Source organism: Aureisphaera sp. (assembly GCF_059726885.1).
Window position 1 is genome coordinate 2,320,419 of sequence record NZ_AP041051.1, and the last position, 17,498, is coordinate 2,337,916.

The window sequence follows — 17,498 nt, forward strand, 5'->3', positions numbered from 1 at the left end:
TATTAAAACCAATTTTCTTCTAGGCAATCAGCCATCGCTTTACGCGCCCGGTGAATGATTACCCATAGGTTAGACGGGGTTATGTCGAATTCATTACAGATGGTTTCCGTATCAAAACCATCTACTGTTTTCATCCTAAAAATAGTGGACTGCTTTTCAGGTAATTTATCCATGCACCCAAAAATAGCCATCCCCAATTCTTCATTTTCCATTGTATCCTCTGCAGTTTTGTCGAAAGGATCTCCCACTCGCTCCTCAAGCCAGTCTCCATCATCTTCACCTTCTTTGTAATTAACCCGTACTTCGGCTTTTCCTTTATTGGAGTTTATTTTTCTGTAATAGTCAATAATCTTTCTTTTCAGGATGGAGATGAGCCATGTGCGCTCTGTAGACTCCCCTTTAAAGTTATCTTTCGATTTAAGTCCGGCCAGAAATGTCTCCGAAATCAGGTCTTGAGCAATTTCATGATCATTTACGCGAACAATGGTATAGTTGTACAAGTAATCTGAATACTTGTCTATCCATCCACTGGGATTTATTTCGTTGATTGGCATGCGGGCTTTGTCGTAGTTTTTTTCAAAAATAACAAAGTTTAGGGAAACCTTAACGGAATCTGATAAAAGCCTAGGAATAGAGTGCTTTTTGTTCTGCCTGCCTTTTAATGAAAGCATTTCTTTGGGAAAGGAATTTTGTAAGGTGATTTTTTAATAACCATCTATCCAAACATCTTCCAAGATAACCAAAAGGGACCCTGTACTTTAAAACATCTATCATTTCTATATGACTCCCTTTCTTTCTGAAAAAGTGCTGGTGCACGAAATAGGTAAAATTTCCTTTCACCATAATATCCGTAAAATGAAAGGGTTTTTCATATGAGATTATTTTGCTCGTATGCGATAATAAAAGACCTAAATGCCTTCCTTGCCAAGTAACCGTCTCGTCGGGTCCCAAGAGGCCTGATGACTTTCCACCAATGACCTTTTCATTGGATTTGTGAGCCGATTCTAAGTGAAGGTCTATACTTCTTGAAAGGTCGAACACCTCATCTAGCGACGCCTTAATAGGTGTATGTAGGACTATTGTGGTCATTATTTTGTAGCCGTTATAATGTAGTACCCAAAATCCTTAAGGTGCAATCCCGAAATTAAAGCATAAAACGAAGCTTTAAGATTGTTCCAGCTTTGGGGTTTTATAGGATTCCCTTTCATTATGTTTTTTAGTAGGAATCCAGTAATAGCAAAAGGAACGTGCAATACAGAGGGAGCCACGCGCATGGACACTTCTTCCACGTTAATGTTTTGAAAACCGATAGATTTCAGTCGTTCTTCTACCTCATCGATCACACCTAATCCGCTTAAACTCCAACCTTTGCAGAGCCCTTTGTAGCTATAGTGACTTCCCATACATAGCTGTGTGGGGGATTTTTTAAGAAAAGCATCTGCGATAACCATTTTACCACCAGTTTTTAGAATACGGAACCCCTCGCGAAGGCATTCCATATTGTGACCGGAATGACAAAGGCTTTCAACACCAACTACCCCGTCCATTGTACTGGACGAAATAGAAGTTTGAGTGTAATTCTCTTCTAAAATGACTCCCTTTTCATTCTTTAACAACCGATTTCCTTCTTTAACCTGAAAAGGGGAGAGGGTGACTCCGATCATGGAAAGTAGCCGATCTTTTCTCATAAAGTGGCGCATGGTCCCTCCCATTCCACACCCCAGATCGGCCACGATCCTTTGACCACCCCTTAGATCAAGGCGATTATAGATTTGACTATTCATTTCATTAAGCATACTGTCCCTTTTAAATGGGTTGGTTTTACCCCAAATGAAATAGCCAAAGTGCATGTTGAGGTCTTTACTCCAAAATTCGTAATCCTCTGTAGCTTCATCGTAAAAGTGAATTATGTCTTGTTGCGAAGCATTTGTTTTTTTCTTTTGAAAAGGAAGGGTGATTGTTTTCATGGCCAGTTATTTATACAATGTTTTGAATCAATAGTAGGGTGTAAACTGAAGCAAATAGTACAAATAATAAGTTCATACCAATGCCTCCCCACTTGAATAGAAACTTCTTAGGTATATCATACATGGGATAGTAAGCTATTTGCGTAACAACTTTTCCAACCCAATAGGCGGCAATAAGCCCAGTAATTGCAATTGCTAAAGAAGTCCCATTTTTGAGTTCGTTGGGGATAAGGATGGCTATTAATCCGAAAGAAAAATTCAACCCTTGGATGTAGCGACCATAAGTTTTTGCAATTTCTTGATTTAAAGGTTTGAGTTGCTTTACATCGTTATACCAATCGAATACTTGGTGCCGAATGTATGGATAAACCAATGCGGTGAATATTTGTCCTGCTCCTCCTAATACGATGAGCCAATTGGGAATTTCAAGTTTCATAATGTTTAGATTTTGTTTTTCATTTGATGGTATTCCCACTGATTGTGATGCTCAATATGAACCACTGGCACAACGAGCAGGAAAATAATAGCGAATGGAATTCCGAAATATGTCATTAAGGCGATAGGAGGGATGATCCAAAAGAGCCCTGTGATTATTAATAGAAGCGAAAGCCACTTGGGCATTCCCATACTAACACTCAGACTAAGGTTAGATACATAGCTCACAATTCCAAAAAACCAACTAGTAAAGAATAGGAAAGAATGATGGTCCGATGGGAAGAAAGTTAGTATCATTAAAATATAACTCAAGGTAAAGGTGATAATTCCGATCTGTTGTTTTTTATTTTCCATTTATTCTAAACTTTCAATAATTATTGAAATATATTATTCAAAGAAAAGGGAGACAAACTCCCTGTGATCTCATCCGGATTTTGTTCCTATTTCAGAAACTTTACCAGGGTTTTGGTAATCCAATTCTGCTCTTGATTTACCATTCTATTTAGCATCGCATCGGCAGTTTCTACCAATTCATGCATTTCTTTCGTTTTCTTTATAAGTTCTTGTGTTTTCCTGCTTCCGTCATCTTCAATGTTCGACACCTCTTTCAGCACACGGACTGTCGGTCTAATTTCCCTTCTACTACGCTCTTTTGCTATGGTTCGGGCCAATTCGGCTACATCTTTTTCACTAGCAAAGAACTCCTTTCGCTCTCCAGGGACATTTACTTTGTAGACTATGCCCCAATCCATAAGTCCCCTTAGGTTCATGCTGGCATTCCCTCGGGAAATACCTAATTCTTCCATGATTTCTTCCATGGGTAAAGGGTCTGGGGATACATAGAGCAAGGCATGTATTTGTGCCATCGCCTTATTAATTCCCCATAAGGTTCCCAATGCTCCCCAGGTACTGATGAATTTTTCTTTTGCTTCTTTGTAATTCATGAATCAAATATATAAATAATTTTAAACTTTCAAAAATAATTGAAAATTTGTTTTAAAAACTACATGGGATATTAATGATTTATTTGAATCTAAATAAGCCCAGCTCTTTTCAATAAAGCATCTGGATTCGGTTTCTTACCCCGGAATTGCACATACAGTTCCATGGGGTCTACTGTTCCTCCTTTGGATAATACAGTTTCCTTAAATCGAGTGGCCAGTTTTTTGTTGAAGATACCTTCCTGCTTAAAATAATCAAATGCATCGGCATCCAATACTTCTGCCCATTTGTAGCTGTAGTAACCTGCACTGTAGCCTCCTTGAAAGATGTGGGAAAAAGCCGTACTCATACAGGTTTCTGGAGTGCTGGGGTACAATTTTGTTTTCTCGAACGCCTTCTCTTCGAAGGATTTTACGTTTGTAATGTTAGATGGATCAGCACCATGCCATGCCATGTCTAACATACCAAAGCTCAATTGTCTAAGTGTTTGCATTCCTTCATGGAAAGTTGCAGATTCTTTTATTTTCTGAACATACTCCATAGGTATGAGTTCCCCAGTTTCATAGTGAGTGGCAAACAGTTCTAAGGTTTCTTTTTCGTAACACCAGTTTTCCAATACTTGACTGGGTAGCTCCACAAAATCCCAATATACACTTGTACCGCTCAACCCTTTGTAGGTGGTATTGGCTAGCATACCGTGAAGGGCATGCCCAAACTCATGGAATAAGGTAGTTACTTCATTAAAAGTGAGTAGGGAAGGCTTGCTGGAGGTAGGCTTGGTAAAATTACAAACGATGGAAACGTGTGGACGATCATTCACCCCATTCTTTATCTGCTGGGGTTTGTAGCTGGTCATCCAAGCACCACCCCTTTTTCCGGGCCTAGGATGAAAATCTGCATAAAACATACTAACCAAGACATTTTCGGCGTCCTTAACCTGATAGGTTTTAACGTCCTCATGGTAAGTGTCAATGCTGTCATCTTCTTCAAAACTAAGCCCAAATAATTTTTCGGCCACTTGGAAAACCCCGGCAATCACATTTTCCAGTTTGAAATAGGGCTTCAATTTTTCATCGTCTAGGTTAAAACGTTCTTGTTTCAACTTTTCGGCATAATAGGCGCTGTCCCATTTTTGTAGTTTATCTATTCCATCCAATTGCTTGGCATACGCTTCTAATTCATCAAATTCCTTTTGGGCCGCTGGTCTGGTCTTTTCCAACAATTCATTCAAGAATTCGTTTACATTTTCCGGTGTTTCTGCCATGCGCTCTTCTAACACGAAATGAGCATGGTTATGGTAACCCAGTAATTGCGCCCGTTCATGTCGAAGATTCGCAATTTTCAGGACATTTTCCTCATTATTATGTTCGTTTTGCTGAAATGCCTTGCCGCCGAAGGCAAGGGATAATTTTTTGCGCAGATCCCTGTTGCTTGCATATTTCATGAAAGGGATATAGCTTGGGTAGTCCAAAGTGATCATCCATCCCTCTTTCCCCCTTTCCTTGGCAATTTGTTGGGCTGCTTCCTTGGCTCCTTCTGGCAACCCTTCCAAGTCATCTTCATTGCTGATATGCATTTCGAAAGCATTGGTTTCGGCCAGTACATTTTCTCCAAATGTTAGCTTCAATTTGGCCAATTCTGCATCCAAAGCACGTAGTTTGTCCTTTTTCCCTTTGGAAAGATCGGCACCATTGCGGGCAAATCCCTTGTATTGCTTTTCCAACAACATCTGCTGTTCCCCATTTAATGACAGGCCTTCCCTAGAATCATACACTGCTTTTACCCTTTTGAATAGAGTTTCATTCAATAAAAGATCGTTTTTAAAGTCGGTTAACAAGGGTGAAATTTCCTGAGCTATTTTCTGAATTTCCTCGTTCGTTTCTGCACTGTTGAGGTTAAAGAAAATACTAGTGGCCCGATCCAACTGCATTCCTGTATTTTCTAAGGCTTCCACCGTATTCTCGAACGATGGTAACTCCTCAGAATTGACAATGATGTCGATCTCTTTTTTCGTTTGTTCAATTAGCTCCACAATGGCAGGAACATAGTGTTCCTCCTTAATTTTTGAAAAAGGAGCGGTATCGAATTTTTGAAGAAGTGGATTCATGAGGTAAATAATCTGATGGGTTCACAAAATTGGAAACGAAGATACGAATCGGGAGCGGTAATTTTTATTAAGATATGTTAATGTCGTAGCCGGAATTTGAAAGTATATATGTATAAATCGGCATGAAAGTTAGTATGATAAGAAGGATGTTTAAAACAATCCCGACAATGCTAATAAGTTTGGTCTTAAAGAATCCTTTTATTCCGAAGAAAATTCCAATAAGGCCTATGATAAGGCCGGACATTTTAAAAAAGTTGGGAATTTTAAGGTTGAAATCGGAAAGGGTGGTGCCTTTGGGATAATCACTATAGTTCATTATGGCCTCGGCAAAGCTATGGTTAAGATACACTACCCATACCATTCCTAAGACCGCTACAATTATGGATAGTACGGCATGTTTCATTTAGTGCTAGCCTCTTACTTTTTTGGCCCCTTCTTCTACTTTAATCTTGAGTCCTTCTTTATAGGCCAAGACTTTATCCAGCACACATTTGTCGGCACTACCTATAATTTGGGCGGCAAGGATTCCCGCGTTCTTGGCGCCATTTAGCGCCACAGTGGCGACAGGTACGCCACCCGGCATCTGTAAGATGCTAAGAACGCTGTCCCAGCCATCTATAGAATTACTGGATTTCACAGGAACTCCAACAACTGGCAAGGGAGACAAAGATGCGATCATTCCCGGTAGGTGGGCGGCACCACCAGCACCCGCAATGATGACAGAGATACCTCTGGTATGGGCATTCTTTCCATAATCGAAAAGTTTATCTGGCGTACGGTGGGCAGATACAATATCTACTTCCACTTCTATATCGAACCCTTTTAGGATGTCTATGGCGTCCTGCATAACGGGCAGGTCGCTCGTGCTCCCCATAATGATACCTACTTTACTCATCTTATTTGCTTATTACTTTAATACTGTTCTTAACTTTTTCGGCCACAACGCGGGCTTCGTCTATATTTTCATTTACAATAGTCACATGCCCCATTTTTCGAAAAGGACGTGTTTGCTTTTTACCATAAATATGTGGTGTAACGCCATCCATGGCCATGATTTCTGCAATGTTTTCATACACTACTTCACCGGTATGTCCTTCTGCACCCACCAAATTGACCATAATTCCTCCCACCTTACTATCGGTATTGCCTAAGGGAAGATCTAGAATGGCACGAACATGCTGCTCGAACTGATTGGTATAACTTGCTTCGATACTGTAGTGCCCGCTGTTATGGGGTCGTGGTGCCACTTCGTTTACTAAAATTTCATCATCGCGGGTCTGAAACATTTCTACTGCAAGTAATCCTACATGTTCAAATGCTTCCGACACTTGCGCCGCAACGGCTCGAGCTTTTTCAGCTACATGAGCCTCAATACGCGCAGGACAGATTACATATTCTACTTGGTTGGCTTCGGGGTGGAACTCCATTTCAACGACGGGGTATGTTGTAACTTCCCCCGAAGGATTTCTGGCCACAATAACCGCCAATTCATTTTTAAAGGGAATCAATTTTTCGGCAATACAGGGTCCGCTGGATAATGGAATAATATCCCCAGCATCTCGAATGATGCTCACTCCTTTACCATCATATCCGCCTGTACAGCTTTTCCATACAAAAGGGTAATGCAATTCCTTTCTAACAATGGCTTCGTTTAAAGCATTCTTATCTTCAAAAACGATAAATGGGGAAGTAGGTATTTGATGTGTTTTGTAAAATTGCTTCTGAACCCCTTTGTCCTGAATGTTCCGAAGTGTTTTGGAAGAAGGGAAAACTTTCTTTCCTTCGGCTTCCAATTTTTCCAAGGCATCCACATTTACACCTTCAATCTCGAAGGTGAGTACATCTACATTTTTTCCAAAATCGTAAACGGTTTCGAAGTCCATTAAATCCCCTTGTAGGAACAGATCACAAGCGATTCTGCAAGGTGCTTCTGTACTGGGATCAAGTACATGGGTGGCGATATCGTATTTGCGGGTTTCATACAACATCATTTTGCCTAATTGGCCGCCTCCTAAAATTCCGAGGACAAACTCCGAAGAAAAATAATTTGCCATGGCGCAAAGGTACAATCTTCTTCGAAATGGGTATCTTTGCACCTTCGTTATGTGGAATTTTTTTAAATCATTATTCAGAAGTAATAAGAAACGGATGAAAAACATCGTATTATTTGGCCCTCCAGGTGCCGGAAAAGGAACCCAAGCCGAAGTTTTAAAGGAAAAATATCAATTGGTACACTTATCTACGGGAGATATGTTTCGTTACAACATGAAAAACGAAACCGAACTGGGTAAACTTGCCAAGAGTTATATGGATAAAGGACATTTGGTGCCAGATAGTGTTACCAATCAAATGTTGAAGGCAGAAGTGGATAGAAGGGGAGATGTAAACGGATTTATTTTCGATGGGTATCCTAGAACAAAGGATCAAGCAAATGTTTTAAAAGAGTTTCTAGCCGGCAAAGGGACAGAGGTTCATGGTATGTTGGCTTTAGAGGTCGATGACGAAATTTTGGTGCAACGACTTTTGGAAAGGGGAAAATCCAGTGGACGGGCAGATGACGCTAACGAAGAGGTAATACGCAACAGGATAACTGTGTACTATACCGAAACAGATATTTTAAAAGAATTCTATCAAGCCGAGAATAAGTACTACGGTGTAGATGGTGTTGGAACCATTGAAGAAATCACCGAGCGCTTGAGTGAAGTGATCGATACACTATAGTTAATATACAGCTTGAACCAAGCTGTTTTTATAAGGAATCATGACTGAGGGAAATTTTGTTGATTATATAAAGATTCACGTTACTTCTGGAAAAGGAGGGCAAGGTAGTGCTCACCTAAGAAGAGAGAAATTTGTGGCAAAAGGAGGTCCGGATGGTGGCGACGGAGGTCGAGGCGGGCATGTAATCCTGAGGGCTAATGAAAATATGTGGACCCTCTATCACCTGAAGTTCAAACGACATTTTAAGGCAGGTCAGGGAGGCGCTGGTGGTAAACAAACCAGTACAGGCGCCAACGGGGATGATGTGTACATTGAAGTACCTTTGGGAACTTTGGTGAAAAACTCCGATACTGGCGAAACCATTCATGAAATCCTTGAACACGGCGAAGAGTTTATCATCGCCAAAGGAGGTAAAGGAGGGCGTGGAAATGATCATTTTAAAAGTCCTACCCGTCAGACACCTCGTTATGCACAACCTGGATTGCCTGGGGAAGAAGCCAATATTACCTTAGAAATGAAAGTTTTGGCAGATGTTGGTTTGGTAGGGTTTCCCAATGCGGGCAAATCTACATTGCTGTCCGTCATTACTGCGGCCAAACCCAAGATAGCCAATTATGAATTTACAACCCTAAAACCCAACCTTGGTATTGTAGAATATCGTGATTATCGATCGTTTGTTATGGCAGATATTCCCGGGATTATAGAAGGTGCTGCCGAAGGAAAAGGATTGGGGCATTACTTTTTAAGGCATATTGAACGTAACTCTACCTTACTGTTTTTAATTCCGGCTGATGCCGATGACATTAGAAAGCAGTACGATATTTTGGTAGATGAGCTGCGTCGGTACAATCCAGAACTTCTGGATAAGGAACGTTTGGTCGCTATTTCCAAAAGTGATATGCTAGACGAAGAGTTGAAAGCTGAAATGAAGGCGGAATTGGATAAGGATTTTGAAGGGATCCCGTATTTGTTCTTTTCATCGGTTGCCCAGCAGGGTTTAATGGAATTGAAGGACAAACTTTGGGAAATGCTCAACTAAGAAATCCTAATTTCTTGCAATTTATAAATTAAGAGAAGTAATAGGGGGGTCAAGCGAAGATTTGCGTATCTTACAGGGATAATCAAATTACGCTGAAAGCTATGAAAAGACTACTACTCCCGTCCTTCTTATTGAGTTGTTTTTTGGGCCTTTCTCAATGCCCAACTTCAGATATTGTGTTAACTACTCAAGCGGAAGTGGATAATTTCGCTGCCAATTACCCAGGATGTACCATGCCGATTAATGAAATTCGTGTGGAAAGTACCGATGTTACCAATTTACTGGGCTTCTCTAATTTTACCCATGTAGAAGATTTAATTTTGTTTAGTACTGATATTGTCGATTTATCAGGATTGGAAAATGTGGAAACCATGGGTAAGTTGACACTTTGGAACAATCAAGGTATTCAGGATTTGACTGGATTGGATGCTCTTACCGCATTGGGAGGACTCGAAATGTTCATAAATAATAACGCAGTTAGTTTAGAGGGAATGCCCAATTTACAGAGTATTAGCAGTATGTTTCTATTTGAAAACGATAACCTGTCCGATATTTCCCAGATTGGTTTCGTTCAAAACCTATCCGGTCTTACCTTAGGGGGAAATAATTTGACTTCCCTGGCAGGCTTGGAAAATTTGGAGTCCGTAGATGGAGATCTTCAGATTTCGTCTGAGGCTATCCAGAATCTGAATGAGCTTTCTTCACTTCAAAACGTGGGAGGTTCAGTTTATGTCCAGGCCAATGAGAGCTTATTGGATATTTCGGCTCTGGATGGATTGAATACACTGGAAGACCTGTTCATCACAGAGAATTACGACTTGGTTAATCTTTCCGGACTGGAAAACATTACGACCATTACTGGACGTCTTCGTATTGGTTATAATTCGGAGATTACCAACCTATCTTTTTTAAGTAATTTGACCTTTGTGAACTTTTTGGATATTTACGATAATGATAATTTGACTTCCTTAGATGGATTGGAAAATTTGGGAATTATCAATGAGCGTTTATTAATTATTAGCAACCCAAGCCTAAATGATGTTTCCGCCCTAAGCGATGTGTCTTCTCTGCAACTTGAAGAGCTGGCATTAGCCAATAACGTGAATCTTGCCGTTTGTGCGAATCCCTTTTTATGTGGTGTTGTAAGCGACGCATCGATTACCAAATCTATAGGGAACAATGCTACTGGCTGTAGTTCTGTAGAAGAAATACAGGATTCTTGTTTACTGGCAACCAATGATTTTGAATTATCCAACATTGGAATAATGCCAAATCCAGTATCCGATATTCTCACAGTGCATGCCGAAGGAACTATTGTCATAGAACGAATGGAAATTCATTCGTTGCTAGGTCAGAAATTATCTCAAACTACCGAAAGGATCGTAGACGCTTCTCATTTGGCACAGGGCATATATTTGTTAACGATACACACCGATAGGGGAATTGTGACCAGAAAGTTTGTAAAGGAATAGAGCTACCCTTAAGGCCAATGAAAAAAAAGAATGCGTTTAAGTTAGGACTATTGATCCCTGTTTGTTTTCTACTGTTTTCTTGTGGAGCAACTGTATCTACAGATTATGAAAAACAGACAGATTGGTCACCATATACCCATTATCAGTTTTATGCAGATATAGAATCCGGCCTCAGTGAATTGGATGATAAGCGCATAAAAAATGCGATAGATAGTGTATTTGCATTTAGATCGTACCGTCCGTCTACGAACCCGGATTTCTTGATAAATTTTTATGCATCACAGGTCTTATCCAATTCTAGAAACACCATTGGTGTTGGCTTAGGTGGTGGAGGTGGTAATGTGGGTGTTGGCGGAAGTGTAGGAATTCCCATTGGAGGGCCAACCATAGAACAACAAATCACCATAGACTTTATCGATGCCAGAAAAGATCAGTTAATCTGGCAGGCAATTATCGATTGTCGTTTAAAGGAGAAAGCGAGTCCTGAACAAAAAGATGCGCATTATTTTAATGTGATTACCAAGGCGTTGAAGAAGTTTCCGCCTACAAAGTAAAAAAGGCCCTTTCGGGCCCATTTTTTGTTAATTCAGTAATTCTTTGTACTTGCTTTTGTAGCCGACTAGGGCTAATACATTGAGCAACAGCAGCACTACGGCTCCTGCACTATTACCTGGATCCAGGGTTAAATGGAATAAAACTGCATTCACAGAAACGCTCATCAGGATTATGGACATAAGTGCCCCAAATTTGTTGATGATTAAGCAAATTCCTGCCACAATTTCAACAATGGCAACTAACGTTAGCGTTTTAGAGCTCATTAACGCTCCAAAATAGGCCCCAGCATCACCTGAAGGCGCGTCCATTGGGATAAAGTGAAAAAATTTATTCAGTCCGAATACGAGAACGAAAAGTCCGAGGAGGATTCGGATGACCATAAAAACTTTAGAATTCATAATCTAAAAATTTAATTTGTTACTTATTAAAGGTACTTAATTAAAAATAAAGCGGTGGTCTTAACGTTTCATTTTCAAGTACGAAAAAATAAGTTAGTTATATTTGAAGTCCCAAAAGAACACTATGAATAGACTTTTCCTGCTACTTCTTTTCATTGCACCTTTTACTGTTGCTGCCCAAAATGATTTTTCGGAGGCTGAAGCCCATTTCAAAGCGGAGAACTATCAGAAAGCCAAAGCTATGTTCGAATCCTATCTCAAGGATCATCCGGAACACCGCAAAACCCGTGAATATTTAGGGGATATTGCTGGTTATGAAAAAGATTGGGATACGGCCATGGATTATTACGAAGGATTGGTTGAAGACGATGAGTCCAATGCCAATTATCACTTTAAATATGGTGGTACCATGGGGATGAAGGCCTTGGAGATTTCACGAATACGGGCACTTTCATACATTGGCGATATTAAAAGGGAATTGGAGACCGCTGCGAAATTGGATCCCAATCATATCGAAGCACGTTGGGCCTTGGTAGAATTTTACATTCAATTACCCGGCATCATTGGAGGTAGTGAAAAGAAAGCTACTAAATATGCCAATCAGTTGGGAAAAATCTCACCTGTAGATGGCCATTTGGCCAACGGTTATATTGCCGAGTACAGTAAACGACCTAAGGATGCCGAAAGACATTATAAGGATGCCATAGCTGTGGGAGGTTCTGTACATACCTACGAAAAACTCACAAATTTGTATGAAAGTACGGATCAACCAGAAAAGGCACTTCGTACGGTAGAGACCTGCCTCAAATTTCACGACAGGAATTCCTTGCGATATCAGATTGGAAAAATTGCTGCGCAATACAATCTGGATGCCGAATTGGGAATAAATTGCCTTCAAAAGTATATTGAAAACCATTCTTTGGCAGATGGAGTTCCCAAAGACTGGGCGTATTATAGGCTGGCCCAGATATATAAAAACAAAGGGGAGAAGGATACTGCACTGGCCTGGATTGACAAAGCCTTACATGATCGACCGGATTTCAGGGAAGCACAGGAGGAGAAAGAAATCATTTTAGGACTTTAGTACCGAGGCTAGCCGTCTTTTCAAAAAAGGATAAACCGCATTTGTAGTGAATGTATTTGCAGTATATTTACTTCGGTAAACGAATTGCACCAATCAATTTCTTTTCAGCAATTTTATGAGAGTACATTTTATAGCTATTGGAGGAGCAGCCATGCACAATTTGGCGTTGGCCCTGCACGAAAAAGGATATCAAGTAACAGGAAGTGACGACGAGATTTTTGATCCTTCCAAATCTAGATTGCAGAATAAAGGACTTTTACCCGATGAGTACGGATGGTTCCCAAGTAAGATAACCAACGAATTGGATGCCATTATCTTGGGAATGCATGCCAAGGCCGATAACCCTGAGTTGCTCAAAGCGCAAGAACTAGGCCTTAAAATCTATAGTTATCCCGAATTCCTTTATGAACAATCCAAGGACAAAACGCGTGTGGTAATTGGAGGTTCTCATGGTAAAACAACCATTACCTCCATGATCTTGCATGTGCTCCATTACCATGATAGGGATGTAGACTATATGGTTGGTGCCCAATTAGAAGGGTTCGATACTATGGTGCGTCTTACGAATGACAATGATTTTATGGTTTTGGAAGGGGATGAATATCTTTCCTCTCCCATAGATAGACGCCCGAAATTTCATCTTTACAAACCCAATATTGCGTTGCTTAGTGGTATTGCATGGGACCATATCAATGTGTTTCCAACATTCTCCGGATATGTGGATCAGTTTTCCATATTTTTAGAACAGATCACTCCCGGAGGTGCTATTATTTATAATGAAGAAGATCCAGAAGTGAAGAAGGTGGTAGAAGGTTCTACCCATATGATAAAGAAATACCCATATACTACACCAGATTATGAAGTTGAGGATGGAGAGACGCTTTTGGACACCCCAGAAGGTCCTATGCCCATAGAAGTCTTTGGAAAGCACAATTTGAACAACTTAGAAGGGGCACGATGGATCTGCCAACTTATGGGAGTGGATCAGGATGATTTTTATGAGGCGATTAGGACATTTAAAGGAGCCAGTAAACGCCTCGAAAAAATTGCAGAAGGTGATACCAGTATTGCCTATAAGGACTTTGCGCACTCTCCAAGTAAAGTGAAAGCGACTTCAAAAGCTGTGAAGGACCAATATGTAGACCGACATTTATTGGCTTGTCTGGAACTACATACCTACAGTAGTTTAAACCCAGAGTTTCTTTCAGAATATAAAGGAGCTTTAGATGCCGCCGATACGGCGGTTGTATTCTATTCACCACATGCAGTGGCCATAAAGAAGTTAGATCCAATATCGGAAAAACAAATTGCAGAGGCCTTCGAAAGGGACGATCTAATTATCTATACAGATCCAAAAGCCTTTAAGGACTATTTATTTGCCAAGAAACTTGAAAATACCTCCTTATTGTTAATGAGTAGCGGTAATTACGGCGGATTGGACTTTGAAGAGGTACGGAAAATCGTATCTTAGGTACATGCTTCAAAAAGGCTTTCTCAGGGCAAAGAACAATATTCATATTTCACGTGGGCGTTATGTAAGAGCTATCCTTTGGGGTATTGCTGCGACTTTAGGTATTTATATTTTCCTATGTGCTTTAAGGGAGGGATTTAGAGCATTGGAGTTCGGAACTTCCAATGGCCCATTACTATTCGATAAAGTAGCTAGAACTCGTCAAAATGTAAGCTATGCATTGATCTCCGCGGTTTTTGGTAATTCTATTTTTCTGGGAACTCTATTTATGAGTCCTATAAAAGGAACTTTAAGAAAATACAGACGTTTGACGATACTCAACGATCAAATATTTCTAGGGGGAAACTTCCTTCATCTTTTCTTCAAAATGTTCGCGCTAATTGGAATTCTCGCTTGTATAGACATGCTCCCATATTTTGTTGAGCATATGTACATATTCTATCTATTCGCTGTTGTGCTATTTTTGGAAAGTTGGAAACACATACGTAAAGTATTCAAAGGGAAGGCTTTTAAACCGATGGTTATTAATTTGCTCATCCTGTCCCTGTTGGTATTTGCTATATCTAGAACATCCATATTCAATTATCAGAAGTTAGACGAAGCCCTGCTCGCTGGAAACCCAAAAGTAGAAACCCCAATAAGCTCTTTTGAAAGTGTAGAGTGGTCGTGGAGACCCTACTACCTAAAAATGTATGCCGAAAACGGTATCATAAAATATAATCTGAATCAAGAATTTGTGTCATTCGATCAAATTCAGAATAGGATAGCGCAACTTGAAATGAGAACACGCCCAGAGTTAGTAGGCCAAATTCCTGTACATATTCTGGCTTCCGGTGACCTTCCCATTTCAGAATTAAAAAAGGTGGAGAACGAATTGGCCTATACGGGGATATTTAAGATTCGATATATTACCCAAAAACCAAAAACCCAATTTACCGGTAGGTATGAATTGGAAGGCCTTAATTATAGGATTACCGAGATGACATTGAATGCTTTAGAAATGGAGAATAGATTTAAGCCTGAGGTATGGTTAGGGGGTTATGTTCAGATTAATTGGGAGGAATTAGAAAGTTGGAAGATAGTTGAAATCGATATTCATGATTCAATCTATGTCAATGGCGAAGAATATTCAAATAGATCAGAGCTTCTCCGCTTTTTTAAGGATCATATAAATGCCTCAACAGGCTTTAATATAAAATACCAGCCTTCTACGTCCTTTCAGAATTATATCTCCGTATTAAGCATATATAAACAGGCCCTATTCGAATTGAGAAGCCAAATGACAACGGTTACTTGGGAAGAGTCTCAATATGGAGTAGGGAAAATTAGGGAATTATATAAGTTAGAACAGAGGGAAGCTAAAAAGGAGTATCCTTACACTTTATTGGAAAACTTCAATTTCAGTAAGTTAGAAAAATAACAGATTACTGGGCTTTCAAGAATCCAGGCAGTTGTTTGCTGGATAAAAGCAATAAAACAGGTATGGATTCCGTTCAAGCAATCTAACCAGTCAGCTTATTCTATACTAGTACTTCATTATTCACCAAAAACCATTGTAGTATGTATAGATTATCATTTTTTGTGCTTTTCCTTTCTTTTTGTGTCATATCCTGTAACAGCGATGACACGAATAATACCGAGAACGAACAAACGAATTTCTTTGCCTTATCCGTAGGGAATACCTGGGAGTATGACGTATCAAGATACTCGGAATCCCAAGACGATTACATTCCCATGGATATTGTGATTACCAATACTATATCCGAACAGACCATTATAAATGGCGAAACGTACTTCACTTACAGCACAACTTCCGAGGGCAGCGATGATTGTGTTCATTGTATAGCAGATATTGGCAACAAGACCGTAAGGGATTCCCTGGGGTATCTAATAGACGAACAGGGCCTTATTCTTTTTTCCAAATCTGAAACGGACGATTACTTGCTTAGTTCAAATACTTGGGGGGATATCTTTGGAACATTTGTAGGGGGTAACATCCCAATAAGTACACCTGCAGGAGAATTTGAGGCGTTCCAAAACGATCGATACGTGGTTTTGCCCGATGGTGAGCAGGCACCCGGAACAGATTCGCAGCATATTTCAGAAAATGTGGGAACCGTTCAGAAAACCATTGCCTTGGTCGGCCAGTCGCAGCCACTGTATTTAATTACCTTACGATCGTATACCCTGGTAGAGTAGTATTATGAATACATAGCTTCTATGAAATCCAGGGCATCGTTCCTGGATTTTTCGATTAAAGCTTGTTTAGCCAATTCCTGATCTTTCTTGTTTTTATCCTGCGATAACTTGAATTTTCCTTCCCAATTTGTAATAGAGATATCGAAAGCTTGAATATAATTTACAGCCGCTTCCATGCGCTTGTTGTCCTTTTTTAGTACAAACTTCGGATTCTGTCCTTCTAAAAATTCGGTCATGGCGATCATGGTTTCCTTCGCAGCTTCTGGGTCATTAATTAAATGAATTGTTCCGGAAACGTGCACAATGAGATAGTTCCATGTTGGCAATTGGGTAGTAGAATAAACACCAGGGGATATATAGGTGTCGGGCCCTTTAAAGACCACGGTAACTTGTGCCCCTTCGGTTAAAGTCCTAACCTGTGGGTTGTATTTGTCTATATGAGCCACCAATCGTCCGGTTTCCTCATTGTATATAATTGGAATATGGGTTATAAAAGGCGTTCCGTTTTCAGCCGACACCAACATCCCGAATGGGTATTGTTGTACAAGGGATACCATTTTATCGATATCCTGTATTTGATGATGTTGTGGTGGGTATTTAGGATTCATTTCTTATACACCAAATTGACGTAAATGATGATCTAGGTGCTTGTACTGCATCTGTCCCCACTGATCTTTGGTAAAGTATCCAAAACCCGGATGGGGGTCCCACTCCTCTTGATCTTTTCGAGAAGCCAATTCATCAATTAATTCGTTTAAAACCACTTTTTCGGTTGCAAAATCGCGAGGCTCTGTCTCTTTCAGGAATTTGGCAGTTGGAAGGTTTTTGCGCCATAATTTGTCATTGTACAAAGACTTTTTAAAGAATACTTTGGCGAACCAATTGGGTTTCATGCCATAATCATTCTTTCCCAACATAATATTGAAAGGCCCTTGGCAGTGATGCATCATTTGCCCAACCGTCATTTTACCCCAAAGCCTTTCGGAATTTTCGTGTAAATGATCTACTCGGGCTTTAATTTCTGAATGCGCTTCTGAATCAAATAAGGATTTCATTCTATAAAATAATTAGTGAAGTATAATTCACTTTAAAGATACATTATTATCTT

Annotated in this window: 21 protein-coding genes; 8 read left to right on the forward strand and 13 right to left on the reverse strand. The window is 40.0% G+C overall.

Annotated elements, in window-relative coordinates; genetic code table 11:
* Window positions 1-2 precede the first annotated feature (2 nt).
* From AC6JAD_RS10060 to purK, 10 genes are all read right to left on the reverse strand, one after another.
* Window positions 3-554 carry a sigma-70 family RNA polymerase sigma factor gene (locus AC6JAD_RS10060; RefSeq protein ID WP_461304963.1) on the reverse strand — a complete coding sequence of 184 codons (552 nt, stop codon included), beginning with the start codon at window positions 552-554 and terminating at the stop codon, window positions 3-5.
* Between the two features lie 70 nt (window positions 555-624).
* Window positions 625-1,089 (reverse strand): SRPBCC family protein, encoded by a 465-nt coding sequence (locus AC6JAD_RS10065; RefSeq protein ID WP_461304962.1) that lies wholly within the window; start codon window positions 1,087-1,089, stop codon window positions 625-627.
* Entirely contained in the window at window positions 1,089-1,967 is an 879-nt protein-coding gene (locus tag AC6JAD_RS10070; protein WP_461304961.1) for an SAM-dependent methyltransferase, read from the reverse strand. Before AC6JAD_RS10070 ends, AC6JAD_RS10065 begins: the two co-directional genes overlap by 1 nt.
* A gap of 10 nt (window positions 1,968-1,977) precedes the next feature.
* Window positions 1,978-2,403, reverse strand: coding sequence for a hypothetical protein (locus tag AC6JAD_RS10075; protein WP_461304960.1), 426 nt, complete (start codon window positions 2,401-2,403; stop codon window positions 1,978-1,980).
* A gap of 5 nt (window positions 2,404-2,408) precedes the next feature.
* The gene (locus AC6JAD_RS10080; protein ID WP_461304959.1) at window positions 2,409-2,756 is read right to left on the reverse strand and encodes a hypothetical protein; all 348 of its coding nucleotides are present in this window, start codon (window positions 2,754-2,756) and stop codon (window positions 2,409-2,411) included.
* Between the two features lie 86 nt (window positions 2,757-2,842).
* Window positions 2,843-3,346 carry a GbsR/MarR family transcriptional regulator gene (locus tag AC6JAD_RS10085; RefSeq protein ID WP_461304958.1) on the reverse strand — a complete coding sequence of 168 codons (504 nt, stop codon included), beginning with the start codon at window positions 3,344-3,346 and terminating at the stop codon, window positions 2,843-2,845.
* An 89-nt stretch (window positions 3,347-3,435) separates the two neighbouring features.
* Entirely contained in the window at window positions 3,436-5,451 is a 2,016-nt protein-coding gene (locus tag AC6JAD_RS10090; RefSeq protein ID WP_461304957.1) for a M3 family metallopeptidase, read from the reverse strand.
* Window positions 5,452-5,518: 67 nt separating this feature from the next.
* Complete coding sequence (locus AC6JAD_RS10095; protein WP_461304956.1) at window positions 5,519-5,854, reverse strand: hypothetical protein; 336 nt, start codon at window positions 5,852-5,854, stop codon at window positions 5,519-5,521.
* 6 nt (window positions 5,855-5,860) lie between these two features.
* Complete coding sequence (purE, locus tag AC6JAD_RS10100; RefSeq protein WP_461304955.1) at window positions 5,861-6,346, reverse strand: 5-(carboxyamino)imidazole ribonucleotide mutase; 486 nt, start codon at window positions 6,344-6,346, stop codon at window positions 5,861-5,863.
* Window position 6,347: 1 nt separating this feature from the next.
* Window positions 6,348-7,505 (reverse strand): 5-(carboxyamino)imidazole ribonucleotide synthase, encoded by a 1,158-nt coding sequence (gene purK, locus AC6JAD_RS10105; RefSeq protein WP_461304954.1) that lies wholly within the window; start codon window positions 7,503-7,505, stop codon window positions 6,348-6,350.
* Window positions 7,506-7,599: 94 nt separating this feature from the next.
* Between purK and AC6JAD_RS10110 the strand changes: the two genes are divergently transcribed.
* The 4 genes from AC6JAD_RS10110 to AC6JAD_RS10125 all read left to right on the forward strand — a co-directional run bounded on the left by AC6JAD_RS10110 (window position 7,600) and on the right by AC6JAD_RS10125 (window position 11,237).
* Window positions 7,600-8,172, forward strand: coding sequence for an adenylate kinase (locus AC6JAD_RS10110; RefSeq protein WP_461304953.1), 573 nt, complete (start codon window positions 7,600-7,602; stop codon window positions 8,170-8,172).
* 40 nt (window positions 8,173-8,212) lie between these two features.
* The gene (obgE, locus tag AC6JAD_RS10115; protein ID WP_461304952.1) at window positions 8,213-9,211 is read left to right on the forward strand and encodes a GTPase ObgE; all 999 of its coding nucleotides are present in this window, start codon (window positions 8,213-8,215) and stop codon (window positions 9,209-9,211) included.
* A gap of 101 nt (window positions 9,212-9,312) precedes the next feature.
* Window positions 9,313-10,683: a T9SS type A sorting domain-containing protein gene (locus AC6JAD_RS10120; RefSeq protein WP_461304951.1), complete on the forward strand. Its 1,371-nt coding sequence runs from the start codon at window positions 9,313-9,315 to the stop codon at window positions 10,681-10,683.
* 17 nt (window positions 10,684-10,700) lie between these two features.
* Complete coding sequence (locus tag AC6JAD_RS10125) at window positions 10,701-11,237, forward strand: DUF4136 domain-containing protein (RefSeq protein ID WP_461304950.1); 537 nt, start codon at window positions 10,701-10,703, stop codon at window positions 11,235-11,237.
* A 27-nt stretch (window positions 11,238-11,264) separates the two neighbouring features.
* On the opposite strand, the gene AC6JAD_RS10130 is transcribed toward AC6JAD_RS10125, so the two are convergent.
* Window positions 11,265-11,636, reverse strand: a complete 372-nt coding sequence (locus AC6JAD_RS10130) for a DoxX family membrane protein (RefSeq protein WP_461304949.1) — start codon at window positions 11,634-11,636, stop codon at window positions 11,265-11,267.
* 124 nt (window positions 11,637-11,760) lie between these two features.
* Here AC6JAD_RS10130 and AC6JAD_RS10135 point away from each other — a divergent pair, with 124 nt between their 5' ends.
* The 4 genes from AC6JAD_RS10135 to AC6JAD_RS10150 all read left to right on the forward strand — a co-directional run bounded on the left by AC6JAD_RS10135 (window position 11,761) and on the right by AC6JAD_RS10150 (window position 16,390).
* Window positions 11,761-12,720 carry a tetratricopeptide repeat protein gene (locus tag AC6JAD_RS10135; RefSeq protein ID WP_461304948.1) on the forward strand — a complete coding sequence of 320 codons (960 nt, stop codon included), beginning with the start codon at window positions 11,761-11,763 and terminating at the stop codon, window positions 12,718-12,720.
* Between the two features lie 115 nt (window positions 12,721-12,835).
* Window positions 12,836-14,191 carry a UDP-N-acetylmuramate--L-alanine ligase gene (locus AC6JAD_RS10140; RefSeq protein ID WP_461304947.1) on the forward strand — a complete coding sequence of 452 codons (1,356 nt, stop codon included), beginning with the start codon at window positions 12,836-12,838 and terminating at the stop codon, window positions 14,189-14,191.
* 4 nt (window positions 14,192-14,195) lie between these two features.
* On the forward strand, window positions 14,196-15,611 hold the full coding sequence (locus tag AC6JAD_RS10145; protein ID WP_461304946.1) for an ExbD/TolR family protein: 1,416 nt from the start codon (window positions 14,196-14,198) through the stop codon (window positions 15,609-15,611).
* Between the two features lie 140 nt (window positions 15,612-15,751).
* Window positions 15,752-16,390 carry a hypothetical protein gene (locus AC6JAD_RS10150; RefSeq protein WP_461304945.1) on the forward strand — a complete coding sequence of 213 codons (639 nt, stop codon included), beginning with the start codon at window positions 15,752-15,754 and terminating at the stop codon, window positions 16,388-16,390.
* Between the two features lie 2 nt (window positions 16,391-16,392).
* On the opposite strand, the gene AC6JAD_RS10155 is transcribed toward AC6JAD_RS10150, so the two are convergent.
* Both AC6JAD_RS10155 and AC6JAD_RS10160 read right to left on the reverse strand, forming a co-directional pair.
* Window positions 16,393-16,998: an FMN-binding negative transcriptional regulator gene (locus AC6JAD_RS10155; protein WP_461304944.1), complete on the reverse strand. Its 606-nt coding sequence runs from the start codon at window positions 16,996-16,998 to the stop codon at window positions 16,393-16,395.
* 3 nt (window positions 16,999-17,001) lie between these two features.
* On the reverse strand, window positions 17,002-17,445 hold the full coding sequence (locus AC6JAD_RS10160; protein WP_461304943.1) for a DUF1569 domain-containing protein: 444 nt from the start codon (window positions 17,443-17,445) through the stop codon (window positions 17,002-17,004).
* Between the last annotated feature and the right edge of the window lie 53 nt (window positions 17,446-17,498).